Annotated in this window: 23 protein-coding genes and 1 pseudogene; 12 read left to right on the forward strand and 12 right to left on the reverse strand. The window is 50.0% G+C overall.

Features of this window, described 5'->3' with window-relative positions:
• Positions 1–33 precede the first annotated feature (33 nt).
• The 3 genes and pseudogenes from SynPROS91_RS09155 to SynPROS91_RS09165 form a co-directional block, all read right to left on the reverse strand.
• Positions 34–240: pseudogene (locus SynPROS91_RS09155) on the reverse strand (hypothetical protein); the annotation flags it as partial.
• A gap of 159 nt (positions 241–399) precedes the next feature.
• Positions 400–1,356: a helix-turn-helix domain-containing protein gene (locus tag SynPROS91_RS09160; RefSeq protein ID WP_186516158.1), complete on the reverse strand. Its 957-nt coding sequence runs from the start codon at positions 1,354–1,356 to the stop codon at positions 400–402.
• The gene (locus SynPROS91_RS09165; protein WP_186516160.1) at positions 1,353–2,387 is read right to left on the reverse strand and encodes an AraC family transcriptional regulator; all 1,035 of its coding nucleotides are present in this window, start codon (positions 2,385–2,387) and stop codon (positions 1,353–1,355) included. Before SynPROS91_RS09165 ends, SynPROS91_RS09160 begins: the two co-directional genes overlap by 4 nt.
• Positions 2,388–2,710: 323 nt before the next feature.
• On the opposite strand from SynPROS91_RS09165, the gene SynPROS91_RS09170 reads away from it, so the two are divergent.
• Positions 2,711–3,034, forward strand: a complete 324-nt coding sequence (locus tag SynPROS91_RS09170; RefSeq protein WP_186516170.1) for a Nif11-like leader peptide family natural product precursor — start codon at positions 2,711–2,713, stop codon at positions 3,032–3,034.
• Positions 3,035–3,349: 315 nt separating this feature from the next.
• On the opposite strand, the gene SynPROS91_RS09175 is transcribed toward SynPROS91_RS09170, so the two are convergent.
• Complete coding sequence (locus SynPROS91_RS09175; protein ID WP_186516177.1) at positions 3,350–4,126, reverse strand: bifunctional 2-polyprenyl-6-hydroxyphenol methylase/3-demethylubiquinol 3-O-methyltransferase UbiG; 777 nt, start codon at positions 4,124–4,126, stop codon at positions 3,350–3,352.
• A gap of 74 nt (positions 4,127–4,200) precedes the next feature.
• Between SynPROS91_RS09175 and truB the strand changes: the two genes are divergently transcribed.
• Positions 4,201–5,094 (forward strand): tRNA pseudouridine(55) synthase TruB, encoded by an 894-nt coding sequence (gene truB, locus SynPROS91_RS09180; RefSeq protein ID WP_186519673.1) that lies wholly within the window; start codon positions 4,201–4,203, stop codon positions 5,092–5,094.
• Between the two features lie 17 nt (positions 5,095–5,111).
• Positions 5,112–5,858, forward strand: coding sequence for a YebC/PmpR family DNA-binding transcriptional regulator (locus SynPROS91_RS09185; protein ID WP_186516179.1), 747 nt, complete (start codon positions 5,112–5,114; stop codon positions 5,856–5,858).
• A gap of 62 nt (positions 5,859–5,920) precedes the next feature.
• On the opposite strand, the gene SynPROS91_RS09190 is transcribed toward SynPROS91_RS09185, so the two are convergent.
• Positions 5,921–6,811: an oxaloacetate decarboxylase gene (locus SynPROS91_RS09190; protein ID WP_186516181.1), complete on the reverse strand. Its 891-nt coding sequence runs from the start codon at positions 6,809–6,811 to the stop codon at positions 5,921–5,923.
• Between SynPROS91_RS09190 and SynPROS91_RS09195 the strand changes: the two genes are divergently transcribed.
• The 5 genes from SynPROS91_RS09195 to SynPROS91_RS09215 all read left to right on the forward strand — a co-directional run bounded on the left by SynPROS91_RS09195 (position 6,810) and on the right by SynPROS91_RS09215 (position 9,969).
• Complete coding sequence (locus SynPROS91_RS09195; RefSeq protein WP_186516183.1) at positions 6,810–6,995, forward strand: hypothetical protein; 186 nt, start codon at positions 6,810–6,812, stop codon at positions 6,993–6,995. The genes SynPROS91_RS09190 and SynPROS91_RS09195 overlap by 2 nt on opposite strands.
• 56 nt (positions 6,996–7,051) lie before the next feature.
• Positions 7,052–8,191: an acyltransferase gene (locus SynPROS91_RS09200; RefSeq protein ID WP_186516185.1), complete on the forward strand. Its 1,140-nt coding sequence runs from the start codon at positions 7,052–7,054 to the stop codon at positions 8,189–8,191.
• 126 nt (positions 8,192–8,317) lie between these two features.
• Positions 8,318–8,590 carry a DUF3303 domain-containing protein gene (locus SynPROS91_RS09205; RefSeq protein WP_186516187.1) on the forward strand — a complete coding sequence of 91 codons (273 nt, stop codon included), beginning with the start codon at positions 8,318–8,320 and terminating at the stop codon, positions 8,588–8,590.
• Positions 8,591–8,734: 144 nt separating this feature from the next.
• Positions 8,735–9,235: a cupin domain-containing protein gene (locus tag SynPROS91_RS09210; RefSeq protein WP_255439716.1), complete on the forward strand. Its 501-nt coding sequence runs from the start codon at positions 8,735–8,737 to the stop codon at positions 9,233–9,235.
• A gap of 581 nt (positions 9,236–9,816) precedes the next feature.
• Entirely contained in the window at positions 9,817–9,969 is a 153-nt protein-coding gene (locus SynPROS91_RS09215; protein WP_186516189.1) for a hypothetical protein, read from the forward strand.
• Between the two features lie 88 nt (positions 9,970–10,057).
• Here the strand turns inward: SynPROS91_RS09215 and SynPROS91_RS09220 are convergent, their stop codons facing one another.
• The 6 genes from SynPROS91_RS09220 to SynPROS91_RS09245 all read right to left on the reverse strand — a co-directional run bounded on the left by SynPROS91_RS09220 (position 10,058) and on the right by SynPROS91_RS09245 (position 19,143).
• Positions 10,058–10,609: an N-acetyltransferase family protein gene (locus tag SynPROS91_RS09220; RefSeq protein WP_370586758.1), complete on the reverse strand. Its 552-nt coding sequence runs from the start codon at positions 10,607–10,609 to the stop codon at positions 10,058–10,060.
• Positions 10,610–10,987: 378 nt separating this feature from the next.
• Positions 10,988–11,302, reverse strand: coding sequence for a hypothetical protein (locus tag SynPROS91_RS09225; RefSeq protein ID WP_186516191.1), 315 nt, complete (start codon positions 11,300–11,302; stop codon positions 10,988–10,990).
• A gap of 971 nt (positions 11,303–12,273) precedes the next feature.
• The gene (locus SynPROS91_RS09230) at positions 12,274–12,570 is read right to left on the reverse strand and encodes a hypothetical protein (protein WP_255439718.1); all 297 of its coding nucleotides are present in this window, start codon (positions 12,568–12,570) and stop codon (positions 12,274–12,276) included.
• A 734-nt stretch (positions 12,571–13,304) separates the two neighbouring features.
• Positions 13,305–16,976, reverse strand: a complete 3,672-nt coding sequence (locus SynPROS91_RS09235) for a hydantoinase B/oxoprolinase family protein (protein WP_370586759.1) — start codon at positions 16,974–16,976, stop codon at positions 13,305–13,307.
• Positions 16,977–16,980: 4 nt separating this feature from the next.
• Positions 16,981–17,706: a glucosamine-6-phosphate deaminase gene (locus tag SynPROS91_RS09240; RefSeq protein ID WP_186519678.1), complete on the reverse strand. Its 726-nt coding sequence runs from the start codon at positions 17,704–17,706 to the stop codon at positions 16,981–16,983.
• A 75-nt stretch (positions 17,707–17,781) separates the two neighbouring features.
• Positions 17,782–19,143: a SpoIID/LytB domain-containing protein gene (locus SynPROS91_RS09245; RefSeq protein WP_186519679.1), complete on the reverse strand. Its 1,362-nt coding sequence runs from the start codon at positions 19,141–19,143 to the stop codon at positions 17,782–17,784.
• Positions 19,144–19,284: 141 nt separating this feature from the next.
• Between SynPROS91_RS09245 and SynPROS91_RS09250 the strand changes: the two genes are divergently transcribed.
• From SynPROS91_RS09250 to SynPROS91_RS09265, 4 genes are all read left to right on the forward strand, one after another.
• Positions 19,285–20,229 carry a ribonuclease Z gene (locus SynPROS91_RS09250; protein ID WP_186519680.1) on the forward strand — a complete coding sequence of 315 codons (945 nt, stop codon included), beginning with the start codon at positions 19,285–19,287 and terminating at the stop codon, positions 20,227–20,229.
• A gap of 117 nt (positions 20,230–20,346) precedes the next feature.
• Positions 20,347–20,859: a photosystem II cytochrome c-550 gene (psbV, locus tag SynPROS91_RS09255; protein ID WP_222929390.1), complete on the forward strand. Its 513-nt coding sequence runs from the start codon at positions 20,347–20,349 to the stop codon at positions 20,857–20,859.
• Positions 20,860–21,163: 304 nt separating this feature from the next.
• The gene (locus SynPROS91_RS09260) at positions 21,164–22,069 is read left to right on the forward strand and encodes a phycobilisome rod-core linker polypeptide (protein WP_186516193.1); all 906 of its coding nucleotides are present in this window, start codon (positions 21,164–21,166) and stop codon (positions 22,067–22,069) included.
• 210 nt (positions 22,070–22,279) lie between these two features.
• Positions 22,280–22,573 (forward strand): DUF1330 domain-containing protein, encoded by a 294-nt coding sequence (locus SynPROS91_RS09265; RefSeq protein ID WP_186516194.1) that lies wholly within the window; start codon positions 22,280–22,282, stop codon positions 22,571–22,573.
• 253 nt (positions 22,574–22,826) lie between these two features.
• Here the strand turns inward: SynPROS91_RS09265 and SynPROS91_RS09270 are convergent, their stop codons facing one another.
• Positions 22,827–23,234, reverse strand: coding sequence for a hypothetical protein (locus SynPROS91_RS09270; RefSeq protein ID WP_186516195.1), 408 nt, complete (start codon positions 23,232–23,234; stop codon positions 22,827–22,829).
• Between the last annotated feature and the right edge of the window lie 31 nt (positions 23,235–23,265).

Consider the following 23,265-nt stretch of genomic DNA (forward strand, 5'->3'; position numbering starts at 1 on the left):
GAAGTTATCAACTTTCTTCAAAAGTCTAATAATTTATTTGGATCGCTTATCAATCAATTCAATCAAATGAGCATCATGCTTATCGCAAAATTCAGAAACACACTGCCTAAGGATATGCCCTATAGATAAAGACTCTGTATAGCAAAGAAGCTTGAGCTTTTTATGTAGCTCATCATTCAACTCAAAAGTAATTCGCTTCATTCTTGATGACGATAGATTTCCCAGAAACTCGTAAAATAAATCTCTAGATTCATCCTATTCTAGTCTTTTTGGTAAGAATCGGATACCAATAGAACGATCTTAATATTTCTGTTGGCTTCAGGCTTGGGGGAAAAACCCTACTGTCTTTAGGCCAAATCAATCTGTCTTGCGATGCTAGGTCAATACTTGCAAGTCCGTTCACAAAAGGGTGGCGCGTTTAAGCGTTTGACTTGGCAACTCTCCAAAACTAGTAAAATATCTTCTCGAAAATCTACCTTGATGCTTAAAGCCAAAACGAATCGCTATTTCCCGAATAGTATTATTATCACAAGTTGAGGTCGTAGTGTGATAAATCATCGACCTTCTAGCCTCCTCAAGCCTTACCTGTGTCATCATCTCAATAATTCCCATGCCAAAGGTATCTTGGCATGCCCTATATAAAGAAGCTTGGCCTACATTCAAGTGCTGGCAAACTTCTGACAAAGACATTGGAGAACTCATCTTATAAGGATCATGAGAAAGATCAACAATCTCACCAAGCAAACGCTGATTCTTTGCCTGTTTCTTTTTAAACAATCTACGACTTCCTTCTTCGAGACATATAGTCATCAAATCATAGTATTTAGAAGGATTTGAAATTTCTTTAGCAAGGTCCCTTCGAGTAAGTCTACGCAATTGGGAGAATGCTTCATGATCGATCGCTAAGCCCATAGCATGATTTAAATTCTCAATGGCATGACTTGCTTTACATTCTTGAAGTTTATCAAGCAATATTTTCTTGTCTAACATGCATGCCGTAGAGGAACATGACTCAGAATATTTCCCCCATGAATCACCTGGTTTTGAATTAAAAGTATTAAAACCTCCAAGGCTATTATCGTTCATACTAAAACCTTCGCAGTAACCAAAAGGATAATTTGCCTTCCTCATTGGTGTTATCCAATTAAAATCAACAGACCAACTTGTGCCCCATCCCTCATATAAAAGGGGTTTTGATGCACTGATCTCGGCTATAGCCATAGAAGAAGAATTTTTATGCGCCATAGAATAACTACCTTCACCACTTTCAAGCTGAGTAATTCTTGTAACTTGACCATATTCCTGAAGAGTCTCAGATAATTGCAATGGATCTGTATAGGCGAATTTGATTTTCATGACATACTTCCTCTACGCAAGTCAGAAACAAGAACACTCATCTTGCTTGCTTTATCAATTGTGTCTTCAGGACTCTCTAGGAAAGTCCTAAAATAAAGACGTTGAAAAGAATCCCAATTTTTGAAGCCATAATATAAAGCATTATGCTGTTTGGTAAATTGCTTTAAGCCACGGGGAACGTGTGGATTTAGATAGGACTTCTTGACTTGTTCTAGACGTATACTTTTAATCAGATCAAGAATATTCATATTAAAGGTCGATCTACATGCTTGACCTACAGATTCCTGCTCAGAATTCAAGTATTTGGTAATTTCTCCAATCGTCAAGGGTGGCAAGCCTGGTCTATCTTCATGCAATAATTTAACAAGGTCCTCTATCAGTTCAGTCGAATCAGATCTCTCGGTGATCTGATTCTGTTGCTCACAAGAATCCTCCAAAGTCGCAATGGCTAAATCATAAAATCCACTAGCTGTGGTGATTCCCTTCGTAAAATGCTTTTCGAATAAATTCTTAAGCTGATAACTAGCAGTACTCTTTGAATCGATACCGATACATTCTTCAATCCTCGCATATGCATTATAAGCATTCATCTCATCAATTTTTTCTTTCAATATTTTCCACTTCAGACTCATGCAACAGAGGAGGGTATTGGCCCCGACAATATCCCATGTGTTACCTCCGGTTTTATTTAAGCGATTAAATCCAGCAATGCTCAAATCCTTCATCTTATGACCACTAATAATGGTATTACTGCTGGGCTTTATGCCTTGATTATTTATCCAACAAAATGCAATGGAATTTTGATTAGCTTCTTCTTCATAAAGCAATGTTTGATTTGACTTGAAAATTTCAAGGTGAACATTATTGATCGGAGCGCAGATCGAACTTGTTTGCAATTCACCTTTGCTTAGCTGGGTGATATTGCAAGAAAAATTTGAAGTGGAGTAATATTCATTATAATGATTCTTGCAATATGTTTCCATTCCAAGCAAGTTGCTGAAAACATATTCTTTTGCCTTCCTTGCCTTCATCTGATTGCTACCTTGGTGTGCTGTCTCTAAAAATCAAGCAGGTGTAAACTATAATCTCTATTCGTTTCTCGCTGAGATATTGTGAGGATCTATGACATTTAAAATTTAACGCTCTGATCTTAGGCATCGACAATGCTAAGGCAATCAAGTATAGTGTGATAATTATTTACACAATGACGCCGAAAGGTCTCTTGCAGAATTCATAGAACCGAAAAGTCGTATTCCCGATATCTGCATTGTACTTAATATTATACGCAGTGAATACAATTTCGTCTCAATTTTGAGTTAATACAGTGTATATATCGAGTAGAGATGATTATGCCATGTCTAAGTCTCAATTACATGCATTTATTGATCGAGCACGTAGTGACGAACAATTTCGTTCTCGGCTCTCATCAATGAATCCAAAACAGATCATAGAGTTTGCAGCAGAGAGTGGATTTCAGTTTTCAGATGAAATCAAAGGGAGATTTATCAATCGATGGAAAGGAGTTTATTTTTGCCCTCAGGCTATTGAGGTTGGAATCCTATGTCCAGGATTAGTGCCACCTGGCTATAAAAATCTTCTTCACTATTCTCAATCTACGTGCAGTTCTTCAAACCTTAAGGAAGAAGAGCATGATTTCAGGGCCGGCGGTGTTTATTAGCCAAAACAATTGGATGGGCTTGTAAGACTATAAACTGGTAGATCTTTATCTTTCTTAAAAGGGGATAATTCAAATAACCAAATAGATTGTAATGTGATTGAATCAATATGCAGTTGATTTTTGATCAATGGTTAAGGTCAGGGCAAATCCCTGCATGCAAAGGCGTGGCATGAAAGTAGCTGCTATTAGCGAAATATATTAATCTTCCACTTAATCTCTCATGCAAGAGATCGTTCAAGAAGGTTTTCAATGCAATCGTCAATCTCCTAATGACTCAATCACAAGCAAGCATTGCGATATTCTATCGTGCCTAAACTAGCAACTAAAAGTCGCGGTCTTTTCCACGGGTTTATACACCCTTGTTGTAATCAATAGTGGGTGAAAGACTTCAAGGAAGTGCGACTGCAGCGTACGAAAAAAGCAATCAACAAGGTCGGGGGCGTCAAAGTGAAAAGGATATTCGCCGCTATGTCCTTTAAAGAAATACCAGTTTAATAAGGCCCGTCCGTCCTCATTCATGAATGAGTGGAATTGCATGAGCTGATCAGACGGATCAGGAAGGTGTTCTAAGACATCAAGACAAACAACCGTATCGAAACTTTGGCCACTGAGATCTGCAAGATCACGATGAACCGACATTTTTTGATCCAAACCAAGAGCAACAGCCCTGGACCAAACGAATGCCCTGTTCTCTGGATTCAGATCAACAAAATGAACCCGATCAACAGAGTCCAATGCCGCTGCAGCCAAGGCATGGGTCCCAATCCCTCCCCCAAAATCAAGAACGGTGCCTCGAGCAAAATCCTCCTGCAAACGAAGCGTGTCTGCGATGTAGTCAGAGCTGCTGAGATGCCATGCCGCCAATTCAAAGAGATGCCCCGTTCCCACGGTGGTCTCGTAAAAATCAGTGGCTTGATCCGCTTGAAAAGCACCCGGATGCAGTGCGGCTAAATCATCCTTCCCATCGGGTAAGCGCTGATCCACCTGCTCCAACGTGAGCTGCAGATATTCAGCCAAATGGTCACGAACAGAAAAGCCGCTGTGCAAGAAGGTCTCGATGTCCATGCGGGGAGAATTGCTCAGACTTTGCATCTTCTGCCGGTAGGACATCGTCAATGTAGGTGCAGGCCGGATGCCACATTCAGAACAACCGCCACTGGAACCCCTTGGATGCACCACTCGGCTTCGTGGTGATCGACAAGCCCTCAGGTCTCACCTCCCACGCCTGCGTGAGCCGTATGCGTCGCGTGCTCCAAACAAAAAGAGTCGGTCATGGAGGCACCCTGGACCCAGCCGTAACGGGCGTTCTGCCGATTGCCGTGGGCCAGGCCACGCGACTGCTTCCCTACCTGCCAGGGGAGAAAACATATCGCGGTGTGATTCAGCTGGGAACCAGCACCAGCACTGATGACCTGCAGGGAGAGGTCGTTGCGGTTCAGAACTGGCCGCGTTTAAGCCTGGAGGAGATGGATCAGGCCCTCAATCCATTCCGGGGCAGCATCGAGCAGTGTCCGCCGCAGGTTTCAGCGGTTCACGTCAACGGAGAACGCGCCCATACCAGGGCCCGCCGCGGCGAGGTGATGGACTTACCAGCCCGCAGTGTGACCATCCACTCCCTCTCTCTTAATCATTGGGATCCCGAGCAAGGCAAGCTCACCCTTGAAGTGCACTGCTCTGCTGGCACCTACATCCGTTCGTTGGCCAGAGATCTTGGCCAAGCCCTCGGATGCGGCGGTTGCCTGGACTGGCTGCGGCGCACCCAAGCGCTGGGATTCGTGGAGGCCAATGCGATTGCACTGCCAGTGCATCCCAATGAACAAAGCACTCCAACGATGGAGCCACTCACCCTCATCCCTCCCCAGCTCGCCCTAACCCACCTACCAATCCGAATGCTCTCCGAGCTCGAACGCAACGACTGGAGCTGCGGACGCACGATTCCCCATCAAAATGGAGAGGGGCCAACCGTTGTTCTCAGTGCTGACAACATCATGTTAGGAATTGGAATCGCCAATAGCGAAGACCAGCTCAAACCCAAGGTCGTTTTTGAAGCGCGCGGCTGATCCCTCTCCTGCTCCCTATGGCCGGCCACAGCAAATGGTCTCAAATCAAACGCACCAAGGCGGTGGTGGACGGGAAGCGGGGCGCGCTTTTTACCAGGCTTGGGCGCGAGATCACAGTGGCAGCACGCAACGGAGCTGACCCAAACGGCAATTTTCAGCTGCGAACAGCCATTGCAAAAGCGCGATCGGCAGGATTACCAGCAGGCAACATTGAGCGAGCGATTGCCAAAGGATCGGGCCAAGGAGAAGCAGGCTCCGGCCTTGAATTGATTCGCTACGAGGGATATGGCCCAGAAGGGATGGCAGTCCTGGTGGAAGCACTCAGCGACAACCGAAACCGCACGGCGGCCGAGGTACGCCTTGCCTTCAGCAAACACGAAGGCAAGCTCGGAGAAGCCGGTTGCGTGAGTTATCTCTTTGAACATCGCAGCCAGGTGCGACTCGAGGGCCATTGCGAAGAAGAGTCTCTCCTGGAGACCCTTCTCGAACTCGATGCAGAAGGGTATGTGTTGCAAAGCGATGGCAACACCATGGTTCATGGTGGCTTCGAAGCCCTCGAACAGCTTCAACAGGGGCTGCAGGATCGTGGCTGGTCCGTGATGACTTGGGAGCACTGCTGGCACCCCCTGGCGATTGTGGAGATCCAAGACCCACTCCTTTCAGAAACCTGCCAACGCTTACAAGAAGCCTTGGAGTCGCTGGATGATGTCTGCAGCGTGAGCACCAACCTTGCGTCAATCGAGGAAGCTATAAAATTGGAATAAACCTAGTTGTCAATAACCCTTAGCAATTAAGATCGATAATTCTTCTCTTAACAGAGACAAGATCAATGAGCTTGTTTGCCCACAGTGTCGTCATAGGCATCAAAGTTCACCAAAGCTTTGAGTTCAGGAAAACTGAGCATGGTCTCGGGAGTTTTTCCGTTCTGAAGATCCTTCACGGCTTGCCGCATGGCAAATGCTGCGGACGCAAGCAGAGTAAGGGGATAGGCCACTAGGTTGAAACCCATGGCTCCAAGTTGTTCGGGTGAAAGCAACGGAGTCACGCCCCCCTCCAACATGTTCGCCATACGCTTGCCAGGAACCTCATTGCAAAAGCGCTGCATCTCTTGTTCTGAACGTGGCGCTTCCAGAAACAGCACATCAGCACCAAGGTCGGCAAACGCTTTTAATCTCCAAAGCGCTTCATCCAGCGCACGCCGCTCTCCGTAGCGTTCCGCAAACGCCGATCGCGCATCGGTTCGAGCCACGATCACGAGATCAGCGCCCTGGCGGCGGGCTTCAACAGCAGCACTCATGCGCTCGACCGCATTATCACGGTCTACGACCTCCTTCACCCCGGCATGACCACAGCGTTTGGGAGAGATCTGATCTTCCAGCATGATCCCGGCAAAACCTGCCTGCTTGAACTGGTGCATGGTGCGCTGCACATTGGCTGCGTTGCCATGGCCCGTATCCCCATCACCAATCACTGGAATCGAGACGGCATTGCAGAGGTTACGGCCTTGATCCAGCATTTCTGTCACCGTGAGCAGGCCCGTATCAGGCAATCCAGCACGAGCTGCTGCCACGGAGAACCCACTCATGAATGTGAGCGGGCAGCCCGCTTGTTCCACAATCCTTGCCGATAGGGCATCAAAACAGCAGGGCATCACATGGCAGGACTCTTGCGACAACAACGCCCGTAAGTCCGAGGCGGTTCCTGCTATTGGGGTCATGAGTCAGGGGCCTCCATCTGCATCGTTGGGACAAGCAAGGAAGAAAAAAGCAAAGGAATCCTGGATAACCACCTCAGTTCGAGAAGCAAAAACCAAAAACAAGCTGCAAGCCACTCAATCTCACATTTTAGAAAGCGATGAATCCAAGGCTCATAATGAACAGGAAGGTCCAGGAAAGACCTAAGACATCAGAGACACCTCATCAAGAGATACAAACCAATCAAAAGCCAAGATCCAATCATGCAAAGAGGGGAAATAAGCAACACAGGGAGGCTGTACTTTTTAGATCAAATCAAAGCCGTAATGATCGCCATGGTCATTGCAACTCATACGATATTAGTGGGCACACTTTTCACAACTGACATCAAGAACACGATTGAATTAGCACCTACTTATGAAGCAGTAAGTTTTTGGTTTGGCTGGATCTGCAATACATTTTATATGAATATCCTATTCCTAATCTCAGGCTACCTCGTACCGAATTCAGTGCACAAAAGAGGAATTAAACATTACGTCAAACACCGTTTACTACGCCTTGGAATTCCTCTAATAATTGCAATTTTACTACTTAACAATATAACACCATTAGCAGGCCTACTCATTCCAGGTAGTACTGTATTTGGGCAGGGAATAAACAAGCTTCCACTCAATAGGATTGGCCCACAATGGTTCCTTTTAGTACTCATCTTATTCAATGCAATATACTGCTGCTGGGCTTTTGCCAGAAAAAGCACATTTCTAGTTGACAATACAAAACCTGTACCCGGCTGGCGATCCTGGCTGATCAGCGCTGCAACTCTTGGAGCACTGGAGCTAGCAATGGGTCATTTTTCTGGCTTTTGGACTGACTTAAAAGACTCCAATTTCGATGGACTTGGCTATCAGGGAATGCACCTCTGGACGTATGGCTTCTTGTTCTTTGTTGGTTGCAAGGCAGCATCACACCATTGGTTAGAACGTATTAACAAGCGCCTGGCATTGCGGTGGCTATATCTATCTCTGGTGGCTACACTTGCACTAATGACAGCAAACTATGCACCATTCATACTATCCCATAGCAAGGAATCCTTGGAGCTTATTACACCATTAATGGCATTTTCAACTCCATTCATCGGCTGGGGTTTTATCGCTGCAATTTTATCTTTGAGCCAAGCAAATGAACAGCTGGACAGCCATTGGCTAGCAAAAGCAGGCAAGGACAGTTTTGGCGCCTATTTGATTCACATACCGGTCCTTGCTGGGGCCATGCTCAGCTGTTATTCATTAGGAATAAAGAACATCTGGATACTTGGATTTGGGGCAACAGCGATAGCCATCTTCTTATCATTTTTAGCGAGCCACCAACTGCGTCGAATTCCTATGATTAGAAATATTATTTAACCACTCATCGTTCATGAGTAAAGCCATTAGCCACAAGCGCAGCAACAACACCATTTGTCGTATCACAGGCTACGTGACTTCTCGGAAAGCCATGCAAAATGGATAGGCCTTCATTGATCAGCATTAATGACCTTTTTGATGCATTGGACGTTCAAAACTGGTTATCACGCAATTGCGGCTAAAAAGTTTTTATCAACAGGTGCACCATTTCCGGAATGCAAATCATGGAAACGGTTTCACGGCCCTGGCTCGGTAGAAGGCTGGATTTTGGTTGAAGCAGATAATGCTGATGCCTGCTACGAGCACGCTGCTGAATGGGCTGAGTATTTGGATTGGGAGGTAACCCCTGTTCTTGCTGACGATCAGGCAGGTCCCTTCATGGCCAAGGTTTACAGCTGATCTCAGCCCTCAGGAAGGAACTCCCGCTAAAAGCTGAGTTTTTGCTGTGGGGGTTCCTTCCTTCAAAAGCACCACCTCTACATATTATTTGATTCGCAATAAGATTTGCATTAGCATAAGAAAATGTAGCGACAAGATTAAGCAATGAACCTAACCTCAGCGGCAAAAACATTGCAGGATAGTCGGATCAAACAAACATTTATCCCTGTATCTATAGTTCTTACGCTATCACTATTGTGGCCATTACTTGCAAAAAGCCACTACGAGCATTCCACAAGCCATGGAGTCAAGATTGAGGAGTTAGCAAACTCCAGCAAAATGTGGGATGGCAGTAAGTTGCCGAATTATCCCGATGGGCCGCCAAAGATCAAAGTCCTTAGGATCCAAGTAGCAAGCGGAGTGACCTTACCTTGGCACTACCATCCTGTGATCAATGCAGCAGTGATTTTACAAGGAACATTAGAACTGCAATTAAAAGATGGAAGCCATAAGATTTACCGAAAAGGCGATGCTTTGATTGAAGTCGTCAATACGATTCATACCGGTAAAGCATTAGGGCCTATCGACGTGGATCTGATTGTGTTCTATGCGGGAGAGGAAGCAATACCCACAACAGTTCTAGCTGAACACCAGATCAATCGATAGCAATACTGGTCAGCAACCGTTCACAGAAATCTGGATATGTACAGATAGAAAGAACCACCCCATTAAGAATAGACAGTCCATGGAACGAGCATATGGACTGGCATCATCCTTTGTAATTTCATTGGCTTCAATTGCTGCAAGTAATCGATACGCAGCGGCCCGTTGCTTTTGATCCACTGCCCCTTACCCCCTAATCATGGAGAGGGAGTGAAGCAGAGTTGGAGCTGCCATCTCAGACACAAACTTCTCGAAAGACAGCTTCGTTTGGAAATAGCTTGGTTCATATTTAAAGGGAATAGACATTAATTCAACGAGCTCTCTTCGCTCTTTCCTCATGGCAAAGACTGGAAGTACAAGCATCAAAGGTAGGTCTGAGTGATGAGATCACTATCAGCCACCAACATCCAAAAAGACTCCCCCAAACGGGTGATAGGAGACACCATATGCGTCACCCATTTAGGGGAGCTATAACAATTCCTGCATCAAAAGGAACTTCCATAAAGGACATTGAAAACGGGCTATTGAAACCGCTAAACTTTCAAGGAGTTCAAGACAAAATCATCTACAATTAAAGGGGACCCATGAAAATAAGACAACTAATACCGGCCAAGCTCACTGATCTGCTCGACAAAGTCAGACGAAGGATTGCCTACGTACCAGCGGTGAGCGATACGGTTTCAGCCATGAAAGATCTTGGCATCGACCTAAAAGAGGAGAAAAAGGGCAACAAGTAAGGCCCTTCAAGAGATCCAACCGATCAGTACGAGGGATAACGTTTTGGCCTTTCCATCCTCATTCCTGTTGTTCAGCAGTAGATCTTTGCTATTCAGCCCCCCCTATTCCATGCAGTTCCTTGAGGAACCAACAGTCGCAACCACCATGACCTGTTTGACCAAGGGGGCGTTCAATCTTTAGGAATCCCCAAGCCCGATAAAGCCGTTGAGCCGCCACCATTCCCGAAAGAGTTTCGAGATAAACCCAGCGATAGCCAAGCACACGAGCCTGTTTCAACAGGCTCCGCATAAGCCGCCAACCAATACCCTTCCCCCGCGCTGATGGAGCTAAGTACATCTTCTGCAATTCGCAAGTAGCCTCCACACCTCTTAAGGGTCCAAGTCCAGCTCCCCCAAGAATATTCCCACCCTCCACGGCCACGAGATAAATCGATCCAGACGCGGCGTAGGTCTTGCTCATGGCATCTAGCTCCGGATCTTGCCAAGCAAAACCGGGGCGATCAGCACCAAATTCCACAAGTGCCGCCCGAATCAGTCTGGACAAGTCCGTTTCATCCAAAGGGTGGAGCGGCCGAAGATTTACCTCTCGTCCTTTACTCAAAAGGATGACCGCCAAAAAAGTTAACTCCTCGAGGTTCAATCAAGACAACCCCTGTCAACAAGCTCTGATGACAGACATCTTCACCAAACAAAGCGCGAAAGGAAATTCAATCTCAACATTAATCAACTAAGCTAAAGAACGCGAAAATCAATCATGTATTCCATGCATTCAGTATCTTTGGTGTGACAAGTGCTTCCAAAGCAACAACAGTAAGAACACTAGGCCATAAGCGCTTTCATGCTATATTTAAGAAAACATAATCTACATGCTAGATATTTTACCTGGATATTATATTATCTTCTTAGCGCTAGGACTGGCAGCGGTTCTTGTGGTCTTTTTTTATTCCTTTACGCGAAATTCCAACTACGAAGTGCAGCAGCGAGCTAAAAAGCTTCAGCAAAAGAGGCAAAAAGAGAATCAAATCACATCAGACGATGGATGATCTCCAAGGGATGGGTGGGCCAGAACACCTTCTTGGCGCTCAAAACGGGAGTAGCCGTTCCATCCCCGGTCTATGACTGCCTGTGCTGGCTCCGTGGGAAGAACGCTTTCCAAGCGATGGTTTGACCTGATTCCGGACGCTAGGCAATGCCATAACAGCATTGAAGCGAGAGCAACAATCACGCCATTCCTAATCTCGTCGGTTTTGCTTCTGATAGCAATGCGCCATTGCACCGATGTGCTTTTCGCTCGCCTGCGCCACAGTTTGTGTATCGAAATCGGAGGAGCCATGACGGCCGATACTCCACCTCAGCAGATCAAAGAAGCAGCCTGACCACTTGGCCCCTGCTCCAACAGTTTTTCACCCAACGGCGAGTTCCGTCCTTCGGTAGGCAATCTCTTGAACGCCACGTCGATCGACACTCCATCTGCACCGAAACAGGTGCCCTAAGGAGTTCAACCACTCACCACTTAGGAACCAGGCCCCAGGCGCCAAACGCCAAACGCCAAACGCTTCGCACTCCTCTTTCCGTTCACTGTTGTCGTTTCGAGGTTCACGCTTCTCCGATACAGATTCACTGGATCTTGGTTAGCGATATGCATAAACGAGCGAGCTAGGCCGTCTCTTCCATCCGGGAGGGGCGGCCTCTCTTCTTTTACAGCTCAAATCAAAGTCATAGACGAAGATTTGGCGTATTTTTATGATTCGCTATCAACTGCAAATCAAAACCAACAAAGGACAAGGTAGATTTTGTCAGGGATAAGCACGCAACACACTGATCAGCAGTAGATAGATATTGACCCCCAGCCCTAGACGTGTAGACGACTAGATGGAATAGCAAAGATCAGCATAGACTCCTAAAATCACAATTCTCTCCTAAGAAGCTATCAAAGAAACGGAGAAACAATTGTAATATTTAATAGGGCGAAGCAGGATTTTTATCCTTCATTCTCATCTCACTTCCTTTCTCTTTAGGGATATGAATTATCCGGCCCTCCGCGTGCAAGGCTTTTACTTTCTTCCCGTCAGATCATCCCAGCTAACCGCAGTATCAACACCCTCAATACATTGATTCAATCGATGACGAGGAATCTGGTAACCATCATAAAGGGAATGCTGCTCAATGGCTTTAGAGTGGCTCAATCTGAGCCTCATTAGAGGCTCCTGTTTTGCATCAATAGAATCAGACTTATCAGTACATTCATCGGGAGCCATAAGTTTAGACGCAAAACATAGTGTTGAGATAAATGGTGCGCGGTAATTATTTGGACGACTCAATTCCATCGTGATAGTCATCTAATAGCAATGAAACTCCATTAAAGTAAGCGCACAATTCGCCACGCAGCTGTGCGTAATAGCTCAAAGCTTCCTTGCTATAGGCATGGCCCATTTCCTTCAAAAGATTGTCAGTAAGCCTATCCAATGCCTGGTGGGCGACAACCAGATCCACATGGATCAGATCCCTCCTTTCATTCGAAGTGATTGGGTCATTACTGCCAGAAGCACAGCGCGGATTAGCCTCTATCAATTGCTGTCGAAATGCTTCAATTTCGCTCATCGGATCATGAACCCGTTGCTCTAGAAAAATATGATATCCGTTTCTATCATCCTGGTTAATCCAGATACATGACAACGTGTTAGAGAACACGCATCATGAAATACCTTGAAGTCTGCAGCTGCAGCAGTGGCTGGCCATGCCTTATGTAGCAAATCAACCAACTCTGCAGCGGGCTCATCGACCGAACTCTTGATAAGGAAAGCCAAAGGAGTCAAGCACATTATTTTCATCTAAATCCATTGGCATGACAAGGATTACCACTTTATTCAGCAATGACAAGATCTCTCTTGAAGGCAGGTCTCGCTTTTCAAGTGAGGGGAATAAGTTCCACTCCACTACACAAATCAATTTCCAAAGAGCAGCACACATTTGCATCAATGGCTACAAAATCTCTGAAGGTCAAAATACTCATTGCAGGCATTTAGCATCAGATTTAACAAGAAAAGATTGTCCAGGTAACAATCAATACGCCCCCTTATGACGACCGCGATTCATGGTGAATGGACAACAGGCTTAACCTCTATGGAATTATTCGTTGGCATCTGCATCATCCCATTTCTGAGCGCTCTATTTATTCAAGCCGGCCAAGATGAACACTCTGAAGACCATGATTTCCTTTGACTAATAAGGTTCAAGCTCTTTTCAAGTTGGTCTGAGCAATAAGCTTCAATCCCATTAAAAACTACAAAACAGGAGATTACTACTTAGCAATTCGAAGAAATTTAACCTTTAATTCATCGCGTAGGTTCCGCCTTTCCCCAGCCACCACCGCCAGGCGTTGCAATCCAAAGCCGATCACCGGCTTGAACCCTCTGCTCGAAGCAGCCTGGTTGTTCTTGCCAGGGGCCTTCACCTTCACTCAACCAAGTCATCCCCAGAGCACCTGCCTGCCCACCAGCCAAACCAAATGGCGCAACGCGGCGAGACCCAGACAGCAGAGCCACCGTCATAGGTGAAAGAAAACGAATCTCACGCTCAAGTCCATCACCACCTGACCAGCGTCCTTTTCCCCCACTGCCCCGGCGCAGCTGAAACCGTTCCAAACGCACAGGAAATCGTTGCTCGAGGATTTCCGGATCTGTGAGTCTGGAGTTGGTCATGTGGGTTTGTACACCGGATGACCCCTGAAAACCCGGACCTGCCCCACCACCTCCGGCAATCGTTTCGTAGTACTGAGAGCGTTCATCTCCAAACGTGAGGTTGTTCATCGTTCCCTGCCCCGCCGCCATCACCCCCATCGCTGCGAATAACAGGTTGCAGAGCGCCTGAGAGGTCTCCACATTGCCTGCCACCACTGCAGCTGGGGGGTGTGGATTCAACAGTGATCCCTGGGGGACCACCAAAGTAAGCGGCTCAAAGCAACCCGCATTGAGGGGGATTGATTCATCCACCAAGCAGCGCAGCACATACAAGACAGCAGCTTTGGTGACTGCTAGCGGAGCATGAAAGTTGTGCTCTCCCTGGGGGCTCGTCCCCGTGAAATCCAGGCAAGCTGCTCGCGCTTTGTGGTCCAGATACAAAGCAAGCTCCAAACGGCCGCCATGGTCTAACTCCACGCTGAACTGCTGATCCGCCAAACGACTGATCACACGACGCACCGTTTCCGCAGCATGGGTTTGAACAAAATGCATGTAGCGATTGACGCGCCTGGGGCCCTCACGCAGCATCAACTGTTCGAGCTGGTCCACGCCGAGGCGGTTGGCCGCCACCTGAGCCTGTAAATCCGCCCAAAGCACATCGGGAGAGCGCGGCGACTGCCGCTCTGCCCTCAAAATCGCCTTCCAGCCATCCACATCCAAGACTCCACCTCGCAGGAGTGGCCAGTTGCGGAGCCGTAGGCCTTCCTCTCCGATCTCACGACTGAAAGGAGGCATGGAACCAGGCGTGAGCCCCCCGACATCAGCGTGGTGTCCGCGACAAGCAACGTAGTAACTCGGGCGTTCCCCCTCTCCGAAGACAGGGGTCATCGCCGTGATGTCTGGGAGATGGGTGCCTCCGTGATACGGGTCGTTGCTGAGCACTGTTTCGCCCGGTTCCAGAGGCGGGCGTTCTCCGCGTTGGATCTGGTGCAGCAGGTCCACCACCGCCTCACCCATGGAGCCCAAATGCACGGGGATATGGGGAGCATTGGCAACCAATGCCCCGTTGTGGTCGAACAACGCACAGGAAAAGTCCAACCGCTCGCGGATATTCACAGAGCGGCTCGTCTGCCGAAGCCGCTCCCCCATCTGCTCAGCAATCACCATGAAGCGGTGATGAAACAGGCTCAAGTCCACCGGATCTGGAACATCAACAAGCTGATCCCGAGCTGACCGTTGAAACGGCAGCTCAGCAGCAGTGAGCAGCAAGCTGCCAGCGGAGTCGCAGCGGGCCCACCAGCCAGGCTCCAGCACGGTGCAGCCCGTGGCATCAAGAATCAAGGCTGGGCCCTGCAATGGCTCACGCAACAAAGCATCGCAGCGCTGCACCACAGGAACCTCCAGCCAACCCAGCCCAGCCCAGTGAATGGTGGCTGTTGTTCTGAGAGCTCCAGACACCGACTGGGGCGCTGATGCCATCTGGGTGTCGTCGTGAATGCGGGCTGGTGCCGCAACAACCTCAACCTCCAACCGCTCCAACATCAAGGCTGTGGTGCGGGAAGGCTTGTAGCCAAAGCGCTGATGGTGAGCTTGGTCAAACTCACTTTCCAACTCTGAAAGTTGCAGGGTGGAGGTGAGATCAGTGATCGGGATTAGCAATCCCTGTTCGGACGAAGCATCCCGAAGTTCAAGCCGAATGCGCTGCTCAAAGTGGGACGCATGGCCTGCTCCAGCTGCCTGCAGCTTCTCCTCAGCAAAGCCCAACTCCTTGCGAATCCTTCCAGGAAGGGACGCCAACAAGTCCGCTTCAAGAGCACGCCTCACAACGACCTGACGCCATTCCCGCAGGCGCGCCTGACCCAGGCCAAAAGCCGACAACACTCCAGCGAGTGGATGGATCAAAACTTGGCGGAGACCCAGCACTCCCGCGACTCGGCATGCCAGTTGTCCGGCCGCTCCTCCATAGGCCACAAGCGCGCCTGCACGAATGTCGTGACCACGAAGCAACGACACCTGCTGAATGGCATTAGCCATCGTTTCCACCGCGAGATCAAGCGCTCCCTCCGCAAGCGACTCAGGATCGCGTCCCAATCGGCAAGCAAGCTCCCCAAAGCGCTGCCGTACCACCTCCAGATCCGGACGCAAATCCTCCGCTGGGCCGAACACTGGGGGAAAGGCCTCCACCTGCAATCGACCTAGAAAAAGGTGAGCGTCGGTGATTGTTAAGGGGCCGCCACAGCGATAGCAAGCTGGTCCAGGGCTAGCGCCTGCAGAGCGAGGACCAACCTGCAAACGATCGCCGTCACTACGAATGATCGAGCCCCCACCTGCGGCGACGGTATGGATCGGAAGGCGTGCAGCAGAAAGCTCGAGGCCGGCAATTTTGGTCTCAGCACTGCGCTCCCAGTCCTTGTCAGAGGCTCCTGCTGGCAAACAAAACACATCGGTGCTGGTGCCACCCATGTCCACACCTACGAGCGCCTGACCTCCTAGGCCAGCATCCACTGCTGCTGCAACCGCCCCGACCATTCCGCCAGCAGGCCCAGACAGGATTGTGTCCTTCGCCAACAGTTGCTCAAGACCTTGCAAACCACCACTCGAGGTCATCACCCGCAGTCGTGTCTGCCCTCCAAGTGACTGCATCACCTGTTGGAGATAGCGAAAGAGCAGCTGTTCCACCGCTGCCTCAACGACGGTGGTCTGAGACCGGGGGACCAGGCGCGGCAGTGGGCTCACCTGGTGGGAGCAAACCACCGTGGTGAAACCGATCGCTTGCGCCAACTCAGCCAGTCGCCTCTCATGGCACGGCTCACGCCACGCATGCATCAGGGCAATGGCGCAGGCGTTGATACCGGCACTGCGATGAACGCTAAGCGTCTTCTCCAGCTCTGGATCAAGGCAAAGCGGTTCCACCTCTTTCCCATCGGCATTCAATCGCCCCCCGGATTCAACAACCGCCACTGCAAGCGACTTCGGAGCAGGAATCTCCAGTGCGAACAGATCAGGGCGATGTTGATCACCAATCAACAACAACTCCGCCAGACCCTGGTTGGTGATCAAAACAACAGGCTCCCCTGCCCCCTCAAGCAGGGCATTGGTGGCGACTGTTGTTCCCAATCGCACCTCCTGGATCAAGCCCGGCGGAATGTGGGCCGCCGGAGGCAAACCCATCACCTCTCGGATGGCACGAACAGCGGGATCACCACGATCGATCGTTGGCTCTGAGAGCACTTTGCGAACCACAAGCTCACCACTGGGAGCGCGACCCACCAGATCCGTGAAGGTTCCGCCACGGTCAATCCAAAAGTGCCATTGGGGCATCGTCATGGATTCAATGCCCTTCCTCACCCCATGCCGCATCGTCCACCCACAACCAAAGTTTTGGGTGACGCCGTAGCCAGCTGGCAGGCACCTCTGGATCACCATCCAGATCCAACGCCTTGCGCAGGATCCCCGCCTTAGGCGCACCGGTCACGATCAAGTGAAGTTCATTCGCCGCCAGGATCTCGTGCAGGCCCAGGGTGATCGCTTGCTCCGGAACCAACCCTGGACTGCCCTGGAACGCAGGGGCATTTTGTGATCGCGTAGCGGGGCTGAGTCTGACCACACGACAGCGCATATCTGGACCACATGGGGGCTCGTTAAATCCCACATGCCCATTACTGCCCAATCCCAACAGCTGCGAGCCAATCCCACCAGCGCTGCGGATCTCAGCTGCAAAATGATCAGCGGCCGCCTCAGGGTCGGCAGCAGCTCCATCTGGCAACAACACCTGCGCCGGATGAAGCCCGAGTGGCCGCACCAGGTGATGCCCCATAAAGGCAGAGAAGGAGCTGGGATGCTCCGGTGACAAACCCACATATTCATCAAGATTGAAACTGAGCCAGCGCTGACGCAACAGCTGCAGACGGTCCGTAGGCCAATCCCTTAAACGTGAGACCAATGCGGCATAAAGCGGCTCCATGGTGCGTCCCGTCGCCAAACCAAGGGGCCGAAATGCCTGTTGCTCAAGAGAGTCCCGCACTCCTTGTTCAAGCTGATCAACCACAGCCTCCATGAGCTGCAGCGGATTGCGCCTGCGCACGATGGTGATCGTGTCTGGAATCTTGAACACGAAGAGCTGCCACTGACATCAACCCCACCAGGCTGACTCTGAACGGAGCCGAAGCGCCACAGTTGGGTCATCACTGGAGCGATAGGGGCGAATCTCTGCACCGCGGTAATAGTGCAAAAGAATCTGACGAAAATCAGCACCCTGAAGCGCCAGTCCATGGGCTCCCCACTGACTCATGCCAACCCCATGCCCAAAGCCTTGACCACGCGCTTCGAGAACGATCTCACCCACCCTGAGGTGAGGACGTGGCTGATTAAAGGCTGACGGGTTGAGAGGGGGGAGCGGCGGTGGTGGCAGTAGAGACGCCAGTCGACCTGAGGTGCTGGAAGAGGTATCAGGAGCACTCGCAGAGTCTTGCCAAAGACCAATCAAAGGAGGGGCTGCTTGATGGGCTGTCTCAGCAGATGCGATTAAAGACTCGGTGGAACCATTGATGAGCTCGAATTGAACCATCGTGCTTTTGAGGCCGAGACGCTGGCGAAGCTCCCTGCCGGTCAACACCAAAGAGCCACGTGGGCCCTGCACACGCGCCGTACGCACCCGACCGGTTGAGCTTGTCTTGAGAACCTGCAAGCGCTTGACGCCTCCGGTTTCTCGAAAGAGCTCACGCAGCGCATCATCATCAAAACGTTTGTTCCAGCGATGCGCCGGACTGTGCTGATCGTGATCCGCAACGCTGACCAAGTAGGGAAGTTGATTGCGCCAAACCTCACCACTGGGTTCCGTTGCACCACCAGAGCTGCTGTGAAACACAGCATTGATCATCCGGCCAGCGTGAACTAAGACCAACGAGCGCGTGCTTTGAACGGCTTCGATCGTGCTGGGGGTTTCGGATTCAACCCCGCGGTACACCTGGCTAGACACGCTGGCCTTCACATCGAAGTCTCCAGCCTTCCCGAGCTGTCTGAGGGCATAGGTGCGCGCCGCGACGGCCTGAGCTTGCAAGGCCGGCAACGGCCAACGATGGGGCATTTCACTCCCCACCACACTGGCCAGATAGGTCTCAACCCCAAGGTGGTTCACCACCTGCACCTGGCCGCGACGCACTAAAAACTGCAACCGCCCGCGATAACGCCGTGAGCCGAGCCAGATCCCTCGGGGATCGTCGCTTTGCACCTCGATCGCAGAGCGAGCTGAAAGTGAGCGAGACGACCCGTCGCTCATTTGACCTCTGATCTTGAGGCGCCCCGCTCGCAGACGCACCTCGATCGCGCGCATGCGTTGGTTGCCGCCGCCCAGACCCCTCACCTGCAATGGCTGCTGGCCATCAGCGCGAAGCCTCACCACCGGAGCTTGAGACAGCAACACCCGCATGGACGGCTCCTGTGCCGCTTGCGCAACCCGCTGATCAAAGCTGACCGCCATCACAGCGATCGGCATGGTCAAAGCAGCAGCCAGCACAGGAAAGAACGCTGACGTACGAGTGAGCACTACAAGCGGAACCAGGCAGCTCAGTGTGACCTGATGATTCGGACGCGGCTAGGTCCCCATGGCAGATTTGATGCGTCAGCGCGTTGTGACGTGCAGGTCACCTTTCTTGGAACCAGTTCAGGCGTGCCCACCCGTGGGCGCAATGTTTCGTCTGTGGCGCTGCGTTTGCCACAGCGATCAGAACTGTGGTTATTCGACTGCGGAGAAGGAACCCAACATCAATTTTTGCGCTGCGACTTGCGCCTCTCCCAACTGAGAAGAGTGTTCATCACCCACATGCATGGTGACCATGTCTTTGGCCTGCCAGGGCTGTTGGCGAGTTTGGGGCTCGGCGGCACAAGCAATGGGGTGGACCTCTACGGCCCTGACCCCTTGGATGCGTATCTCCAAGGGGTTCTGCGCACGAGTTCCACCCGCATCGGCTATCCGCTTGCGATCCATCGCGTACACGAAGCAGCCGAACAGAACAGCGTTGTGTTCGAAGACGACGATCTGATCGTGACCGCGGCCCCCCTCAACCATCGCGTTCCGGCTTACGCCTATCGAGTCGAACAAAAACCAAGAGCAGGTCGCTTTGACATCGATAAGGCCCGAGAGCTACAGATCCCGCCGGGGCCGGTCTATGCAGCTCTGAAGCGCGGCGAATCGGTCAAGTTGGACGACGGTCGAACCATCGATGGCCGGACCTTATGCGGGCCAGACCAGCCTGGTGTGAGCGTTGTGTATTGCACAGATACCGTCTTCTGCGAAGCAGCGGTGCAGTTGGCTCAGGGAGCCGACCTGCTGATCCATGAATCAACCTTCTCCCATGCCGAAGCCGACATGGCTTTCAAGAGGCAACACTCCACAAGCACCATGGCGGCCCAGACCGCTGCGGAAGCCGGCGTTAAGCAGTTGGCGTTGACCCACCTCAGCCCTCGCTATGCCCCTGGAAACGCAGTCACCGCCGACGATTTAGTTGCCGAGGCCCGTGCCATTTTCCCGAACACAATTTTGGCCAAGGATTTCCTCAATGTGGACGTGAATCACTCTTGATGAGCGTGCCCGCGCTGCAACAGTTCGTGATCACTAGACCCTCTAGGGCCTCATCCGCATCCCACCCCGTGATACAAGGACTTGGTGCGCTGTCTACGTCAGTCTCTGACATCTTTCATGGCCTCTTTTTTCTCCACATTGCGTCGATCCTTGAATCGACTGCTGATCGCACTGCCGGTGCTGCTTGGACTATTGATCAGTGCCCCCGCCCAGGCCGCCCAGTGGGATGCCGAGACCCTCACGGTGCCAGCTGACGGCGATGGCGCCCTGGTCACCTTCAGTGAGCAGGAAATCAAGACAGGACGGAAGGTGTTCAACGTCAGCTGCGGCACCTGCCACGCCGGCGGTATCACCAAAACCAACCAGAATGTAGGCCTAGATACTGAAACGCTTGCGCTGGCCACTCCAGTCCGTGACAACGTTGCGGCTCTCGTGGATTACATCCAAGACCCCACGTCCTATGACGGGGAGTACAGCATTGCCGATCTGCATCCCAGCATGCGCAGTCGAGATCTTTACCCCGCCATGCGCGATCTCACCGATGAAGATCTTCGCCTGATGTCTGGGTACATCCTGGTAGCTCCCAAAGTCTTGGGTGTCGAATGGGGCGGCGGAAAAATTTACTTCTAATCCTTTGATTAGATAATTCCGCCACAAAAAGTGTGAATAAAGGGCCTCAAGCAATCTTGGGGCCCTTTATTTATGCATAGAAGACGCATAAAAAGCCAGCGATAAAGCATGTCCAGAGATTCAGGCTGAATCCCTCAAGACGAGATCCAGCAAAGGCCAAAACAACAAGGCAACAAACGTCTATTAACTTAATTTAAATAAAATGTTGGCACCTTGCGAAACAAAAAATTTCAACCAGACCACGTAATATTTTCAACCAATTCAAGATATATTCTACGTAAAGAAATCTGGAGTCTCTTCAACAATGCTCTCCTCAACATCAGTCATCACAAGCTTTGGCGGTGAACGCGAAGCTACGCCCTCTATCTCATATAAGAGTGCACAGAATAAATCTTCCCAGTCCGCGGCACTACGCAATAGCGAATTCAAGCGAAGACAGTGCGAGGGAATGAAACTCGCCATAGGCCCTCGCCTTCACAATCAATGCGGGAGCAAAGTCACTTTCGAGGACTATCCGGACCTGTCTGCAGAGGCACTAGAGAAGGCTCTAAGCGCTGCCTACCAACATGTCTATGGCAATGCACATGTCATGGACAATGAGAGATCCGCTTCTCTTGAAGCACAATTAAGAGATGGGCGCATTTCGATTCAAGATTTTGTACGGGGGCTCGCTAAATCTGACTTCTACAAGAAAAACTTCTACGACAAATGTTCTCCAGAAAGAACAATTGAGCTCGATTTCAAACATATTTTAGGGAGGACACCTCATGATCAAAGCGAGATCAGCAAATACATTGAAATCCAAGCGTTAAAAGGGCATCATGCTGTGATTGATGCAATGGTGGACTCAGCCGAATATTCAGAAACATTCGGACGATATACAGTTCCTTATATGAGGTCTTGGCTTTCACAAGCAGGATCAGCTCAATCAGCATTCAATAGAACGGCTGCGGTTTGCCTTGGATATGCATATAGCGACAAAGCTATCGGAATCAACTCAAGGCTTAGTCAAGGCTTAAAAACAGGGCAAGCAGACAGCATTGTCTTCCCACATGCATCAAAACTGAATTTCTCTGGACCAAACCTGATTCTTAAGAGAGGAAAGCCAGCAGCATGGGTCACAAAATCAGCAACTGTTCTAACAATCGCCGGAACAATCGAAGTAACCCGAATCATTCTCACGATTGCCTTTAGCGCCTTCGCTTCTTGACGAAGAGATTGAGGCGAATGCATCCTGACCATAAAAATGCAGGATACGTTTGTCTCCAGACAAGATCATCTCTCGACCAAAAGATCGGAGAGTTGTGAAATCCTTGGACCTAATTGCGTAATATTATTCTTTTCATTGCATAGTGCTCAGCTCCACTTGATTCGTCTATAGGAACTGAGCCGCAATCATGCTCTTCTAATCTTTAAATTCATGACAAAAGGCTATTGGGTTGTGACTGGCAATATTCACACCCCCCTAGGGATGGTTCCTTATATCAAAAAATTCACCGCTTGGCTTCCAACAGTCGGCGCGCGTTTACTAATACGTGACCTTCAGGCTGATGTAAGGGAAGGCACTCCTGGCTCAGTCAATATCATTGTTGAATTTGATTCAAAAGAGAAAGCAGTCACTGCGTATGAATCAACAGAATACCAAGAATTAATTAATCTCAGGCTTCAGCATTCAGATCTCAGCCTCACCATCACAGAAAAATTGTTAGACTAACATCCCAATAAGTCAACACTCTGCTGACAAATCCTGCCTCTTTGCATTGACTTCAAAGCGAGATGTTGTTTTTTCACAATGGCCATAGGCGCAGCATTAGAGCAGTAAGTTCTATGCCACAGAGAAAATATTAGCTCAACTGATCAGTGAAAAGCCTGAAGATTCAAGACACTTTTGAAGAACAATAAGGATCAAGCCCATCTCTCCTCACAACAACTAATCCGAAGAATGCAGTCTGCCTAGCAAAGTGCTTTCAATGTTGCTCTTCAGCAAATGACTGCGAAGGAGTGTGATTCAAAGCGAGCATTGATTTTGGTAGCCGGCTGTACCACCATTCCTGCAACTCAGGCGTCAAACGCATCGAAAAGAGCGTTAGGAGAGTAGCTGTAGGGCGAGAGCCCGGCTGGAGCAACTCAACCGAATATGAGGGGCAGCGCCTGGAAGCAAGATCTGGCACAAATCGGCGCCCCACCCGGCGCCAACTTGGCTCCTTGCTGCGCCAAGCCAAGCGACAACAGGGCCAGGGGAGCTCCTCCCGATCAAACAAACGACAACAGGGTCCAATCACCCGAAAGCTGTACTGCCCCCCTGGACTGGCATGCACCGATCCATGCTCTAGCAGTGCCTGAACATCCGAACGCAATGCAGAAACAGGTGTCACGGGAATGACCAAAGCCTAAGAGCCGTATTCA

This window comes from Synechococcus sp. PROS-9-1, assembly GCF_014279775.1.
Classification (GTDB): domain Bacteria; phylum Cyanobacteriota; class Cyanobacteriia; order PCC-6307; family Cyanobiaceae; genus Synechococcus_C.